The organism is Rhodovulum adriaticum (assembly GCF_004345735.1).
GTDB lineage: Bacteria > Pseudomonadota > Alphaproteobacteria > Rhodobacterales > Rhodobacteraceae > Rhodovulum > Rhodovulum adriaticum.
In genome coordinates this window covers 466,656-481,257 of the sequence record NZ_SLXL01000001.1, presented here as the reverse complement: position 1 = coordinate 481,257, position 14,602 = coordinate 466,656, and the positions used below count along the sequence as shown (strand labels likewise).

The window sequence follows — 14,602 nt, the reverse complement described above, 5'->3', positions numbered from 1 at the left end:
GAACCCCAGGATCAGAGGATATAGCGCGTCATGTCGGCCGAACGCGTCAGTTCCCCCAGATTCTTTTCGACGAAATCCGCGTTCACTTCAACTGCCTCGCCGCCCCGATCCGGCGCGGTAAAGCTGAGTTCCTCGAAAACCCGCTCCATCACCGTGTAAAGACGCCGCGCGCCAATGTTTTCGACGCTTTCGTTGACCTGCGCGGCGATGCGGGCCAGGGCGGCGATCCCGTCCTCGGTAAAGGTGACGTTGACCGTTTCGGTGCCCATCAGCGCGGTATATTGCCGGGTCAGGGCGTTGTCGGTTTCGGCCAGGATGCGGACGAAATCGGCCTCTGTCAGGCCACGCAGTTCCACCCGGATCGGCAGGCGGCCCTGCAATTCGGGCAGCAGGTTGGACGGCTTGGCGATGTGAAAGGCGCCGCTTGCGATGAACAGGATATGGTCGGTTTTCACCGGGCCGTATTTCGTGGATACGGTCGTGCCCTCGATCAGGGGCAGCAGGTCGCGCTGCACGCCCTCGCGGCTGACCTCGCCGCCGCGGGCATCGCTGCGGGCGCAAACCTTGTCGATCTCGTCCAGAAAGACGATGCCGTTTTCCTGAACCGAGTCCAGCGCCGTGCGCGTCACCGCCTCGTCGTCCAGCAGCTTGTCGGCCTCTTCCTCGATCAGAACGTCATAGCTGTCGGCGACGGTCAGCTTCTTCTTGATCGTCCGGCCGCCGAACGCCTTGCCGAACAGATCGCCCAGATTCATCATCCCGCCCTGCTGGCCCGGCGGCATGCCCGGGATTTCCATCATCGGCATGGGGTTGGACGTATCGGTCAGCTCCAGCTCGATCACCTTGTCGTCCAGCTCGCCCTTCTTCAGCTTGGTCCGGAACATCTCGCGCGTCTGTTCGCGCGCATCCGTTCCGGCGATGGCCTCGATCACGCGATCCTCGGCGGCCTGGTGCGCGGCGGCCTTGACCTCTTCGCGCATGTAATCGCGGGTCTGGTTTATCGCGGCCTCGACCAGGTCGCGGATGATCTGTTCCACGTCACGGCCGACATAGCCGACCTCGGTGAACTTGGTCGCCTCGACCTTGATAAAGGGGGCGCGGGCCAGTTTCGCCAGCCGGCGGGAAATCTCGGTTTTGCCGACGCCGGTGGGGCCGATCATCAGGATGTTCTTGGGGTATACCTCTTCGCGCAGGTCGTCGGGCAATTGCTTGCGCCGCCAGCGGTTGCGCAGGGCCACGGCCACGGCGCGCTTGGCATCCGCCTGCCCGATGATGAAACGGTCCAGCTCGGATACGATTTCGCGGGGGGTGAGGTCGGTCATTTTGCTCTGGGCCTCTTGGTCAGATCGAGTACGCTCGCGTTTCGGTCGCCGCCTTCAAGAAATGTTACCTCTGTGTAGAAGTCCCCAAGGTCAACAAATACGCCATTCTCTTCTGTCCACTCCCGCATTTGACGTGCACAGTTGTCACGCCAAGCCACCACCTCTACGCTCCAACCGATTTTGTGAAGTCTCTGCGCATCTGCAAAGAAACCAACTCCTTCGTCGGCACCTTTGCCATCGCCCGTCAGAAGAACAAGCGTTTCGGGTGGATAATCGTACCCAAGCCGAAGCATACGTGTCTGAAGTGCTTGGTCGACTGCCTGTTCTTTTCCGGATTGTGCGCCTCGCTCATACGTTTCGGGTTTCCGCCCTGTAATTGCTTCTATATGCCCCCAAACAGGATCGGACCGAGGCGGAACAGAGCCCACGCAGAACACTTGCTCAACGGGACGACCGTCTGCAGCAAGATCAATCAGATTTGGGAAATAGATCCTGAACTGCGCTTCCCGCCACTCGCGCCTCTTACAGTAGTCACGGCCTGACCAGAGTATGTTTGAGTTGTCCCAAATAATATGGACTTTTGTCATTTCGAAATCGTCTCCACCGTCAGGTTGCCGTTCGTGTAGACGCAGATATCGGCCGCGATCGCCATCGCCTTTCGTGCGATCTCTTCGGCCGACAGCTCGGTCTTCTCCATCAGCCCGCGCGCCGCGGCCAGGGCGAAATTGCCGCCCGACCCGATGGCGGCCACGTCATGTTCCGGGGCGAGCACGTCGCCCGCGCCGGTGATCACATACAGCTCCGCGCCGTCGCTGACGATCAGCATCGCCTCCAGCTTTTGCAGGTACTTGTCGGTGCGCCAGTCCTTGGCCAGGTCCACGGCGGCGCGCTGCAACTGGCCGGGCATGGCCTCCAGCTTGGCCTCCAGCCGCTCCAGCAGGGTAAAGGCATCCGCGGTGGACCCGGCGAACCCCGCCACCACGTCATAGCCGCCGGGCGACAGGCGCCGCACCTTGCGCGCGGTGCCCTTGATGACGGTGTTGCCCAGGCTGACCTGTCCGTCACCTGCGATGACCACCTGATCGCCGCGTTTCACGCCGATGATCGTGGTGCCGTGCCAGCCGGGAAAGTCGTTTTCCGCCATGTGGGTCCCCCTGATATCCGTCCGGGCCGATATATGCAGCGAATGCTGCCCCACAAGGCGCGCAACAAAAAGGGGCGCCGATGGCGCCCCTTTGTCTCAGTCTTGTGACAGGCGGATCAGATCGATTCCTCGATCCAGCTTTGCAGCGCGGCCTTGGGCGCGGCGCCGATCTTGCTGGAAACCACCTGACCGTCCTTGAACATGAACAGCGCCGGGATGCCGCGCACGCCCATCTGGGCGGGGCTGGAGGGGTTCTCGTCCACGTTGACCTTGACGATCTTGACCTTGCCCGCCAGTTCGTCCGACAGCTCTTCCAGTGCCGGGCCGATCTGCTTGCAGGGGCCGCACCACTCGGCCCAGAAATCGACGACGACGGGGATGTCGGAATTGCGCACCTCGGCGTCGAAGGTGTCGTCGCTCACGGCTTGGGTTGCCATCTGGTCTCTCCTTGGGAACCTGAATTCGATGCCGGAAGGTAAGTAGCGTGCCCCGCCCCGTCAAGGCAGGGCTGCCCGGGCCAGCGCCTCGGCCCCCAGGGTGCACGGGATCGTCATCAGCCGCCCGGTCCGTGTCCATAGGATCGCGGTTTCGATCTCTCGGCCCCTATAAACCTGCGCCAGCGCGGCGGCATAGGCCCCCATCTGCCGCAACAGGCCCTCGGGGCAATCGGCGGGGGTGTCGGGGACCAGGGCGTTGGTCTTGAAGTCCACCGCCAGCACCCGGTCCGCATCCACGATCAGCCGGTCCACCGTGCCGCGCAAGGTGCGCCCGGCGATGGGGGCGTGCAGGTCCACCTCGGCCAGGGTGCCAGGGGCAAAGACATGGGTCAGCGCGGGATCGTCCAGCAGGGCGGTCGCCTCTGCCAGCAGGGGGGCGTGCTGGGCCTCTGGTGCGGGCGGGTCGCAGGCGGCCAGCAGGGCGCGGGCCAGCGCGGGACGGTCTGCCGGGTCGGTGCCGGGCAGGTGTTCCAGCAGCAGGTGCAGCCAGGTGCCCCGCGCCATCGCGGCCTCGGCGGCCAGCCCGTCGGACTCACCCGCCAGCACCTTGGCGCCGCCCAGATCGGACGGGCTCAGCAGCGCGGGTGGCCGGGCAGGTGTGGGGGCCGGGGCGCGCGCCCAGCCGGGCAGGGGGGCCGGTCGCTGCGGGGCGGTGGTGTCCGTGGCCTGCGCGGGGCCATCCCAATCGCCCTGTTCCAGCCGCAGCCCGCGGCCAAAGGCGAAATCGTGCCCGCCCGCACCGCAGCGGCCCATCCCGGCCTGCACCTGGCTGTACCAGTCGTCGTCCTCTTTCGACAGTTCGCCCGCGGCCGCCACGATCAGCCATTGTTCCGCCCGCGTCATGGCAACGTATAACAGCCGCGCGCGTTCCTGGCGTTCACGCGCGACGCGGGTCTGGTGCGCAGCCTCCAGCGCGGGCGGGCGGGCGTCCGAGGGCGTCTTCCACGCCATGCCCAGGCCGGGCAGGTCATACAATTCGTCCCGGATGCGGATGTCGCGCTTGGCGGTGTCGGGCAGGATGACGATGGGCGCCTCCAGCCCCTTGGCGCCATGCACCGTCATCACCCGCAGCCGGTCACCGCCGGAATCCAGCTGGCGTTTTATTTCGACCTCTTCGCGGGCGATCCAGGCCAGGAACCCGGTCAGCGAGGGCACCTCTAGCCGTTCATAGGCCAGCGCCTGGGACAGCAGCGCGTCGATCCCGTCTTCGGCCTCTTCGCCCAGGCGCGCCACCAGCCGCCGCCGCCCGTCATGGCGGGTCAGGATACGATCCAGCATTTCGTAGGGCCGCAGGAAATCCGCCTCTCCCCGCAGATCGTCCAGGATTGCCACCGTATCGGCGCAGGCCCATTCGGCGTTGCGCAGGGCCTGGGCCAGGTGGCGTTCGGACCGTTTCGCCGCCAGCCGGTACAGCGTGCCCTCATCCCAGCCGAACAAGGGCGAGCGCAGCGCGCAGGCCAGCGACAGGTCATCCTCTGGCAGGGCCAGCCAGGACAGCAGCGCGGTCAGGTCGCGCACCGCCAGTTCGCCGCCGATCTTCAGCCGGTCGGCGCCGGCGACCTCCAGCCCCTCGGATTTGCAGGCGCGGATGATCTCGTGAAACAGGGCAGATCGGCGCTGCACCAGGATCAGGATGTCGCCTTCGCTTACCCTGCGGCGGATCAGTTGGCCGTCGCGATCCTTGCGCGCCAGGGTTTCGCCCCGGTCGATCATCGCGCGGATTTCCCCGGCCACCCGGCGGGCCAGTTGCACGCTGTGATGGGTATCGGCGCGGCTGTCCACCGGGTCGGCCCAATGGCCGGGATCGGGATCGGGCGTCTTTTCGATCAGCGGCCACAGATCCACCCGCCCCGGCAGATCCGCGTGAAAGGCGCGGTGCGTCATCTGCGGGTCCAGCCCGTCGCGCGCCCCGGGGGGAAAGGTTTCGTCGACCAGCGACAGGATCGCCGGGGCCGAGCGGAAGGAATATTCCAGGCTCAGTGCGTTCAAGTCCCGGCCGATGGCGCCCAGCCGGTCGGCGAACAGATCCTTCATCCGGTCGAACCCGCCCGGATCGGCCCCCTGAAACGAATAGATCGACTGTTTCTTGTCGCCCACGACAAAGATCGTGCGTTCAACATCCGCGCGCGCGCCCTGACCGGCGGTGAATTCCTGCGCCAGCAACTCGATCACCGCCCATTGCGGGGGGCTGGTATCCTGCGCCTCGTCCACCAGGATATGGTCCAGCCCGCCGTCCAGCCGGAACAGTACCCATTGCGCGACGCCCGGATCGGTCAGCAGGTCGCGGGCGCGCAGGATCAGGTCGTCGAAATCCAGCCAGCCAAGGGCCTGTTTGCGCGCCGCATAACGCGGCAAGAAGGCCGCGGCGAACCTGTGCAGCGCCAGCGTGCGTTCTGCCGCGGCCAGTGCCAGCCGCTGCGTGCGGGCGGTTTCGACGCGCTGCATCAGATCCTCCAGCGCGGGCAGATCGGGGCCAAGGGCTGTGCGCGTGTCCTTGGTGGGGAAGCTGCCGATCTTGGCCTGCCCGGCCTTGGCGCCAGAGGCGAACAGCAACGGCCCCTCCAGCGCCGCCAGTGTGGCCATGTCGGGGGCGGTGAAATCCAGCGGGGCCAGTTTCGCCGCGGCCTTGTGGTCATTGGTCGATCCGGCCTGTAAGGCCGGGATCACCCGCGCCATCAGGGGCGCCACATCGGCGGTGAACACGCCGCGCAGGATCGCGGCTGCGTCCATGCCGCGTGGCAGGCCCAGGCTGGACCAGATCGCATCGGCATCCGGGGGCAGGGGGATCGCGTCGCGGTGGCGCACGATTTCCCCGGTCAGCGCGTCCAGATCCGCCCCGGTATAAAGCGCCGCCAGCCCGGCCAGTGCGTCGCGATCCGGGCCGTCGGCGATGTCCTGAACGATATCGGCGCGCAGGCGTTTGGCGGCGCGGTCGTCCATTTCCGTGAACTGCGGCGACACCCCCGATTCCAGCGGAAAGCGCCGCAGCAGCCCCGCGCAGAAAGAGTGGATCGTCTGGATCTTCAGCCCGCCCGGCGTTTCGATCGCACGGGCAAACAGGCGCCGCGCCTCGCGCAGGGTGTCGGGGGCGATGGCGCCGTCCAACCCCAGCTTGTGCAACTCGTCCCGCAGCGCCGCATCGTCCAGCATGGCCCATCCGCCCAGCCGCTGGAACAGGCGGTTCTGCATCTCGCTGGCGGCGGCCTTGGTATAGGTCAGGCACAGGATGCGCTGGGGCGCCACCCCGTCCAGCAACAGCCGGGCCACCCGGTCGGTCAGCACCCGCGTCTTGCCGGACCCCGCATTCGCCCCCAGCCAGGTCGAATTGCCGGGATCGGCGGCCTGCACCTGCCGTTCGCTGGCCGGATCGCGTTTCATTCCCCGACCTCCTGCGGTTCGGGCGCGTCGGTTTCATCCCACTCGCCATGGCGCGACAGCAGGTCGTAATCGGTCACGTCCTCGCGCCGCTGCACGCGGGCGCGGGCGGTATAGCCCTGCTCGCGATCCCCATAACGGGCGACCAGGCGCACCAGATCGTCCCAGGTCTGGGTGGTCAGGTCGTTTTCCAGCGGGTTCATGACCGTTTTCGGCGGATTGCCCAGCCCGATATAGGCGACATGATCCACCGGCGCGGCGGCGATGTCCTGAAACCCGCCGCGTTCGGCGATGCAGGCCTCCAGCAGCAATTGCTTGTCGAACAGTTCCATCGTTTTCAGGGTCGGGGGCGTGCCGGTCTTGTAGTCATAGACCACCAGGCCGCCATCGCCGCGCTGATCGATCCGGTCGGCCTGCGCCGACAGGGTAAAGCCGTCGGGCAGCGTGACCCGCCCGTCGCGCTCGCGCGCCAGGCACCGGGCCTGCGCCTGCCGCGCGATTTCCCCGGCGATGAAATCTGGCGCGGCGCGGGCCATGCGGGCGCGCCACAACACCCGCGCGGCGGGCCAGGGGGCGTGGTCCTGCAACACCGCATCGGTCAGCGCCATCAGCCGGGCCTGGGCCTGCGCGGGGTCGGGCTCGATCGGTTGGTCCAGGAACGCCTCTAGCACCTTGTGCAGGATGGTGCCGCGCAGGGGGGCGTCGGCCTCTTGCTCTAGTGGGTCCAGCGGGCGCAGGCGCAGGATGTAGCGCGCATAGACCGCGTAGGGATCGCGGATCAGCCGTTCCACCCCGGTGACCGACAGCCCGCCGGGCCGGTCGGCAACCGGCGGGCACGGGGCGGGGCGGGGCGCGCGGGGCACCGCACGGTCGGGCCGGTCCAGCGCGGCGGCCATGTCCAGCCACCGCTGCCCGCGGTCGCGCATCGCCTGCAATGCGTCCGGGCCGCCGGGGCCGGGCAGGCCCGCCATCAGGTTGGTCAGCCGGTTCAGCCAGCGGGCGGGAACGGTCTGCGCCTCGGCATCGCGGATCGCGCGGGTCAGCACCACGCGGGGCGCGGCGATGGCCTGCTGAAAATCATGGGCGGCCAGCCCGATCTGACGTTCCGGCAGCAGCAGACCGGCCTGCGCCCGCATCTGCCGGTTCAGCCAGGGGTCGGGGGCGGGCATGGCGGGCCAACTGCCCTCGTTCAAGCCGGCCAGGATCACCAGATCGGCGCCCTGAACGCGGGCCTCCAGCGTGCCCCAGATCATGACGTCGGGATGGGGGGCGATGGCGTCGCGCACCTCGCCATCCTGCAACACGCTGTGCAGCAGATCGGCATAGTCGGCGGGCGACATCTCACCCCCTGCCGCAGCCTCGGCCATCAGGGCATCGCAGGCGGCGCGGGCCTGTTCCCCGGCGGTGCCGGTCCACAGCGCGCCGGTGTCCGCGCCGCCCGGCCCGGCGGCGAGCCGTTCGGTCAGCGACAGGTGCCGCGCGACATGGGCGGTCAGCGGCACGGTGCCAGCGCGGTCCAGCCCGTCCAGCGTGTCGGCCAGCCAGTCGGCCCAGTCCGCGCGCCCGTCCTGCGGCCCGCCCCCGGCCCAGTCGCGCAACGCCGCCCCATCGGGAAAGGCCGGGCCATGGCGGCGCAGGTGCAGTTCCAGTTCACGTGTCCACAACAGGTGCGGCCCGCGCGCCCCGCCGCCCGAGGCCGCCAGCGGATGTTTCAGCAGCGCCAGCAGCGCGCCCACGGTCAGCGGCTGTCCGAACAGCGCCGCCACCTGCCGCAGGAGCCGGCCCGGCGGGGACAGCGGCAGCGGCAGCCCGGCGCTGTCATCGGGGCGGATGCCCCAACGGTCCAGCGCGGCGGTGACCTGCCGGGTCAGCATCCGGTCGGGGGTAATCAGCGCGGCGCGCGTGCCGGTTTCAACCGCCTCGCGCAGGATCAGGGCGATGGCGCTGGCCTCAGCCCGGGGTGAGGGCGCCTCGACCAATGTCAGGTCTTGCGTGGCGGGGGCCAGGGGCGGCAGGGCGGGCCCCTCTTGCAGCCACTGATCGGTGACGGGCGCCGGCCGCAGCGCAAGCGAGACCAGCCGGTTCCGTTCGCGGCTGGGGGGCGCGGGCGCGGCGGGCCAGGGGCGCACCGCATCGGGGCCGCTGTCCAGCATGTCCATGATCCGGCGAAAGCGGTATTGCGGGTGATCCTCGGCGGCCAGCGCATCGTTAAGCCCGGCCCAGACCGGCGCGGGCATGTCGAAATCGAAACCGGGCAGCACCACCGCGCCCTGCGGCAGGCGCGCCACCGCCGCCATGAACAGCGCCGTCGCCCCCCGCGACCCGGTCGATCCGGCCACGATCACCGGGTGGTCGGGCGGGTCGCTGCGCCACTGCGCGGCCAGACGCTGAACCGCGATCCGTTGGCGTGCGCCTGCGCCGGGGTTCTGGTCCATCTCGGGGCCCAGATATTCCTCTACCAGCGTGACGAAGGCCCGCGCCCGCGCCCAGTGGGCCGACAGGTTGCCCACGTCCAGATCGTGCAGGGTTTGCGGGGCCACGCCCTCGGCCTGCATCTCATCCATCAGGGCGGCCAGGCTGTCGGCCAGGTCGAACAGGGCGCTGCGCGGGGCCAGGTCGGGCGCGCGGTCCAGCAGCGCAGCGACCAGTTGCGCCAGTTCCAGCCGGCGGCGCAGGGGCGGCACGGGCGGGGGCAGATCGGCCAGCACGGGGTGCCGGGCCAGGTCGGTAATCAGCCGGATGCGCGGCCACAGGCGCGGCGACCCCTCGGCCAGCAGTTCGTGCAGGCGCCGGCGCATCCGCTGGGTGTTTACCCACAGCTCGACCCGGGCCATGGCCTCGGGCGGCGCATCCTCCATATGCGCGGCCAGCCCGTCCAGCAGGGCGCGGGGGAAATCCACGCCGGGGGGCAGGCCGAACAGTTTGGGCGCGTCAGTCATCGCGGGCCTCTGCCAGCATGGCCTCTGCCTGGGTGATGCCGCCGGGGTGGCCCACATCGCACCAGCCGCCCCGGTGCAGCACACCGTATAGCCGCCCCTGGGCCAGCATGCTGTCCCACAGCCGGTTCAGGGAAAAGGCACTGTCGCGGATATCGGCCAGCAGGTCGGGTTTCAGGATCTGTGCCCCGGAATAGACCGCGCCGGGGCCGCGCGTCAGCCGCCCTGCCGCATCGGGGATGAAATCGCCTGTCCCCCCATGCCCACGCGCCCGGTCCCGCGGCACCAACAGCAACAGCCCGTCCATCCGCGCGCCATCCCATTCCGCGCGCAACTGATCCAGCGGGTTCGGCCCGGTCCAGACCGCATCGCTGTTCAGGCTAAACACCGGCCCTGCCCCCAGCAGGGGCAAGGCATGGCGCAGCCCGCCGCCGGTATCCAGGATGTCCGGCGCTTCGTGCGAAATCGCGATGCCGGGCCGCCCGGACAGGTGGGTGTGGATCTGATCGGCCAGGTAATGGGTGTTGACCACCACACGGCCCACGCCTGCCGCGTCGCACAGGTCCAGCGCGTGATCGATCAGCGGCCGCCCGGCCACCGGGATCAGCGGTTTCGGGCGGCTGCGGGTCAAATCCCCCATCCGCGTGCCGAACCCGGCGGCAAACAGCATCAGGGCCTGGGGCTGCATCGGCGGGCGATCCGGTGGCAAAGGGCAGGGGTGGGTTCGGGCAAGTGGCGCAGCACCAGGCTGCGCAGACCGGCCAGCGCGGGGTGGGACAGATCGTGCATCAAGTGCCCCCAGACGCGCGGCATCAGCGGCAGATAGCTGGGCTTGCCGTCCCGCAGGCACAGCCGGGCAAAGACGCCCAGGATACGCAGGTTGCGCTGCGCGCCCAGCAGGGCATAGGCACGGCGGAACGCGCCCGCATCGGCGCCGCTGGCCGCGATGTAGCGGTCCAGCATGTGCGCCTGCAGGGGCGGGGGCACGTCGCGGCGGGCATCCTCCAGCAGCGAGACCAGATCATAGGCGGGGTGGCCCACCATCGCGTCCTGAAAATCCAGCAGCCCCACGCGGGCCGTGCCGGTCCGGCTGGGCAGCCAGATCAGGTTTTCCGCGTGATAGTCGCGCAGCACCAGCACAGAGGGGGGCGCGTGGCGGGCCAGTTGCGCCCGGATCGCCGCGGCGAAGGCCTGTTTCGCACCGGCCGGGGCGGGACGGCCCAGGGCGGGCAGATACCAGTCGAACGGCAGGCAGGCCAGATCGGCCATCAGGTCCGCGTCATAGGCGGGCAGGATGCCGGGCGGCGGCGCGCGGTGCAGATCGGCCAGCAGATCCACGGCGGCGGCATACAGCGTCGGTTCCAGCGCGGGGTGGCGCGGGATCACACGGGCGAACAGGGCGTCGCCCAGATCCTCCAGCAGCAGGAACCCGTTTTCCGCATCCTCTGCCAGGATCGCGGGGGCCGACAGGCCCAGCCCCGACAGGTGGCGCGCGATGGCGGTAAAGGGGCGCACGTCCTCCCCACGCTGTGGGGGGGCGTCCATCAGAACCGCACCCGCCCCATCCGGCCCGCCGGTCAGCCGTTCATATCGGCGGTTGGAGGCATCGCCTGCCAAAGGCGCGCGCTGTGCCGCGCCCCAGCCTGCGCCGGACAGAAAGGCATCTGCGTTCCGCTCAGCCATCCTGCGCCCCTTGCGACAGGACCGGGGCCAGGCGCGCGGCCCAGGCCGGATCGGCAAAGGTGAACCGCGCCTCGCGCGTCTGTTCGGCCTCACCGGGGGTCAGCGTGATTGTCAGCGCCCCGTGCGGGGCCAGGCTGCCCAGCCGGTCGGGCCATTCGATCAGGCACAGGGCGGTGGAAAACGCCTCATCCAGGCCCAGTTCCAGCACTTCGTCGGGGTGGGTCAGGCGGTAAAGGTCGGCGTGCCAGACCTCCAGATCGCCCGCTGCATAGGTCTGTACCAGCGTGAAGGTGGGCGAGGGCACGTCCTCTGGCGCGGCGCCCGCGGTTTCCTGCGCGGCCTGGATCAGGGCGCGGGCCAGGGCGGTCTTGCCCGCGCCGATCGGCCCCGCCAGCAACACGGTATCGCCCGGCCCCAGCACCCCGGCCAGGCCGCAGGCCAGCGACCGGGTCGCATCCTCGGTAGGCAGGGTCAGGGACAGGGTGCGCGGCATGGGGGCAGTTTTATCGCCCCCGCGCGCCCCCGCAAGGGCCGATCACCCCGAGGCGAAGGAAACCTCTGGTGCGGGATGGGCGCTGCGCGCCAGGCGGCGAAAGCCGACCAGAACCGCCCCACCCGCGATGGGTGCGATGCGGCACGCCAGGCGGTGCCCGTCGCAATGCACCAGTTCCCCGATCCAGCGCGTGCGCTGCCGGATGTGGCGGGCAAGGTCGGGGGGATGGGCGGCATCCTCCAGCGTCAGGCACTGGGCCTGCCATTGCGCGGTGGCCCCGGCGATGTCGCCGGGGCCCATCAACAGCGTGGGGTCATCCCCCCACAGCGCCGCATAGGCGGAATTGGACAGGGTCAGCATGCCACCATTGGAAAAGACCGCGATGGCCTCTTCCAATGTGTCCAGAACGGCCTGCCCGGTTTCCAGCTCGCCGCGGAAACGGCGGGTCAGCGACATCTCGGCGCTGATATCCTCGAACAGGAAGGCCACGGCGCCGTCGGGGTGAGGCCGCCCCGTCACCCGATAGACCGCGCCCGAGGGCAGCGTCCAGGTATCGGCATAGATCCCGTTTTCGGCATCGCGCTCCAGCCGTTCGATTGCCTGCCGCCAGGCGCGATAATCCTTGGGTTCGGGCATCATCCTGTCTTCGCGCAGGCGGTCCAGGACGTTGCGCAGGGTCGGGCGCGCGATCAGGAATTCGGGGTCCAGGTTGAACAGTTCCGACATGGCGGGGTTGAACAGGACCAGTTCGCGCGTGCGGTTGAACACCGCCAGGCCGATGGGCAGTTCGGCGAATGTCTTGGTCAGCGTCTGCATAAAGCTTTGCAGGGTGGTTTCCGCGCGCACGGCCGCATCGGCGGGCACGGCGAAATGGATTGCGTCGCCCTCTACCCCGGCGGTGGAGCAATCGAACCAGCGATCCTGCCCGTCGGGGCCGCGCAGCACACGATGCGGCGTGGCCGCCCCCTCGGGAAACAGCGCGGGCAGGGGCCATGTCAGGGGGCCGTTCGTGCCCTCGCGGATCAGGTCGATATAGGCCCGGTTGGCCCAGCCGATCGCGCCGTCCGGCCCGCAGCGCCAGGCCGGGATCGGCAGGGCGTCGATCACCGCGCGGTTGCTGGTCAGTTCGTGCATCATCGCGCTGTCGGCGTGGGCCGCGCCATCGCTGCCGCCCAGGTGCAGGGTGATCCGGGCAACGCCATGCATCCACGTCGCGGCAAGCTGCGCGGTTCCGCCCGCCTCTGTCAGGGCGATGCTGCCGGTCTGGGCCAGCCGCGACAGGCGGTCCTGAAACCCCGGAAAGCGCGGTTCCAGCCGGGCGCATAACCGCTGCCAATCGGACAGGCCGCCGCCCGCCCCGTCCAGAAAGGCGCGGCCGGGCGCGGTGACGTCCAGCAGGGTTTCGTTGTCGAAGAGGAAGACCAGGTTGTCATCCTGCGGTGCCTCCTGCGTGGGGGGCGGCGGGCGCGTGCCCGGCAGGAAGGGCAGCAGGAACAGCGCCGCCACAACCGACCCCAACGATGTCGCCGCCAGCACCAGTGCGAAACTCCAGTCGAATGCCATGCCGTCCCCGTACCCAGATCGTGGGGTCATCTGGGCGGAGAAATGGTTAACCCCAGGTTAACCCAGGGTTATATCGCGTGAGGCAAACTCGCCCTCTGGCAGAGTTGCGGGGGCGGTTAGGCCTCGAACAGGCGGTTTTCGCCCAGGGCGCCCTGCTCCTCTGGGGCCAGGGCGATCCGGTCCATCGGCCAGGCGACCTCGACCACGGCGCCGCGCCGTTCGCTGCGGCCGCTCTCGCTCAGCAGCGGGTCCGTGCCGTTGGCAAAGCTCAGCTGCGCGCCAGAGCGTTCCAGCAGGGTCTTGGCGATGAACAGGCCCAGGCCCATGCCCTCGTATTCCGGGCGTTCCTTTTGCGGGGGCGCGCCGGGGCGGCGCTTGCGCACGAAGGGGTCGCCGATCCGGCCCAGCAGATGCGGCGGATAGCCGGGGCCGTCATCCATGATGCGCACGGTGATTTCGTCGGGGGACCATTGCGCCACGACCCAGACGCGGGCCTCGGCGAAATCGACGGCGTTCTGCACCAGGTTGCGCAGCCCGTGGATGATCTCGGGGCGGCGGCGGATCACCGGCATCCGCTCGGCGCCGCCGTGGATGGGTTCGGCGGTAAAGATCACCTCTTTGCCGCGGTCGCGGTGGGGGTCCGCGGCCTCATTCACCACGGCCTCCAGCGGGGCGGTGTGCATGTGCAGGTCGTCCTTGCCCGCCCGGCCCATCGACCGCAGGATGTCGCGGCAGCGGTCGGCCTGATCGCGGATCAGGGCAACGTCGTCGCGCAGGTCGGGCTTGTCCTCGACCTCCTCCATCAGTTCCGAACTGACCAGCTTGATCGTGGCCAGAGGCGTGCCCAGCTCATGCGCATAGGCCGCGACCACGCCGCCCAGGTCGGTCAGCTTTTGCTCGCGCGACAGGGCCATCTGCGTGGCCAGCAGCGCATCGGACATCTTGTTCATTTCCGAGGTCACCCGGCTGGCATAAAGGCTGAGGAAGGAAATCCCGATCACGATGGCCACCCAGAACCCGAACTGGAACAGGTCCGGCAGTTCCAGAACCTGCCCGTCGGCGGTGACCAGCGGCAGGTGATAGAACGCGATGATCGTGACAAAGACATAGGCCACATGCGCCAGGAACAGGGTCGAACGCGACCCAAGCGCGGTGGCAGAGATCGTCACCGGCGTCAGGATCAGCAGGGTGAACGGGTTGTTCAGCCCCCCGGTCAGTCCCAGCAGGATCGCCAACTGCGTCACGTCGAACAGCAGCGTCAGCATCGTTTCGGTTTCCGACAGGCGCCGGTTTTCCGGATAGATCGCCGCGGCGACGATATTGGCCAGCACCGCTGCGGCGACCACCAGCAGGCACAGCCCCAGTTCCAGCCGGAAGCCAAAATAAAGCTCTGCCACGGCGATGGCGCCCAGCTGGCCGAGGACCGCCGCCCAGCGAAGCGTCGTCAGCGTGCGCAGACGTATCCAGTGGCTGCGCTCTTTCGGCGGCAGAAGGCCGGCAGTTTTGGGCATGTGGGCACCTTTTGCAGGGTTTTCCCTTGTTAATCCGGGCCATTCGGTCGATCAATGCGCAAAGCCCGGCCAGGAGCG

Annotated in this window: 11 protein-coding genes; all 11 read right to left on the bottom strand. The window is 68.8% G+C overall.

What is annotated here, in order from left to right; translation table 11 throughout:
* Nucleotides 1–11: 11 nt before the first annotated feature.
* Nucleotides 12–1,322: an ATP-dependent protease ATPase subunit HslU gene (gene hslU, locus EV656_RS02210; protein ID WP_132598999.1), complete on the bottom strand. Its 1,311-nt coding sequence runs from the start codon at nucleotides 1,320–1,322 to the stop codon at nucleotides 12–14.
* On the bottom strand, nucleotides 1,319–1,909 hold the full coding sequence (locus EV656_RS02205; protein ID WP_132598997.1) for an NYN domain-containing protein: 591 nt from the start codon (nucleotides 1,907–1,909) through the stop codon (nucleotides 1,319–1,321). Before EV656_RS02205 ends, hslU begins: the two co-directional genes overlap by 4 nt.
* On the bottom strand, nucleotides 1,906–2,466 hold the full coding sequence (gene hslV / locus EV656_RS02200) for an ATP-dependent protease subunit HslV (RefSeq protein ID WP_132598995.1): 561 nt from the start codon (nucleotides 2,464–2,466) through the stop codon (nucleotides 1,906–1,908). Before hslV ends, EV656_RS02205 begins: the two co-directional genes overlap by 4 nt.
* A 116-nt stretch (nucleotides 2,467–2,582) precedes the next feature.
* Nucleotides 2,583–2,903: a thioredoxin gene (gene trxA, locus EV656_RS02195; RefSeq protein ID WP_132598993.1), complete on the bottom strand. Its 321-nt coding sequence runs from the start codon at nucleotides 2,901–2,903 to the stop codon at nucleotides 2,583–2,585.
* Between the two features lie 60 nt (nucleotides 2,904–2,963).
* Complete coding sequence (addA, locus tag EV656_RS02190; RefSeq protein ID WP_132598991.1) at nucleotides 2,964–6,341, bottom strand: double-strand break repair helicase AddA; 3,378 nt, start codon at nucleotides 6,339–6,341, stop codon at nucleotides 2,964–2,966.
* Complete coding sequence (gene addB / locus EV656_RS02185) at nucleotides 6,338–9,277, bottom strand: double-strand break repair protein AddB (RefSeq protein WP_132598989.1); 2,940 nt, start codon at nucleotides 9,275–9,277, stop codon at nucleotides 6,338–6,340. The genes addA and addB overlap by 4 nt, the downstream gene beginning before the upstream one ends.
* On the bottom strand, nucleotides 9,270–9,962 hold the full coding sequence (locus EV656_RS02180) for a nucleotidyltransferase family protein (RefSeq protein WP_132598987.1): 693 nt from the start codon (nucleotides 9,960–9,962) through the stop codon (nucleotides 9,270–9,272). The genes addB and EV656_RS02180 overlap by 8 nt, the downstream gene beginning before the upstream one ends.
* Entirely contained in the window at nucleotides 9,944–10,957 is a 1,014-nt protein-coding gene (locus EV656_RS02175; RefSeq protein WP_132598985.1) for an aminoglycoside phosphotransferase family protein, read from the bottom strand. The genes EV656_RS02180 and EV656_RS02175 overlap by 19 nt, the downstream gene beginning before the upstream one ends.
* Nucleotides 10,950–11,450 (bottom strand): tRNA (adenosine(37)-N6)-threonylcarbamoyltransferase complex ATPase subunit type 1 TsaE, encoded by a 501-nt coding sequence (tsaE, locus tag EV656_RS02170; RefSeq protein WP_132598983.1) that lies wholly within the window; start codon nucleotides 11,448–11,450, stop codon nucleotides 10,950–10,952. The genes EV656_RS02175 and tsaE overlap by 8 nt, the downstream gene beginning before the upstream one ends.
* Before the next feature lie 42 nt (nucleotides 11,451–11,492).
* A complete protein-coding gene (locus EV656_RS02165) occupies nucleotides 11,493–13,013 on the bottom strand; it encodes a PAS-domain containing protein (protein WP_165918920.1) in 1,521 nt (506 codons plus the stop codon).
* 116 nt (nucleotides 13,014–13,129) lie between these two features.
* The gene (gene regB, locus EV656_RS02160; RefSeq protein WP_132598979.1) at nucleotides 13,130–14,524 is read right to left on the bottom strand and encodes a sensor histidine kinase RegB; all 1,395 of its coding nucleotides are present in this window, start codon (nucleotides 14,522–14,524) and stop codon (nucleotides 13,130–13,132) included.
* Nucleotides 14,525–14,602: the final 78 nt, after the last annotated feature.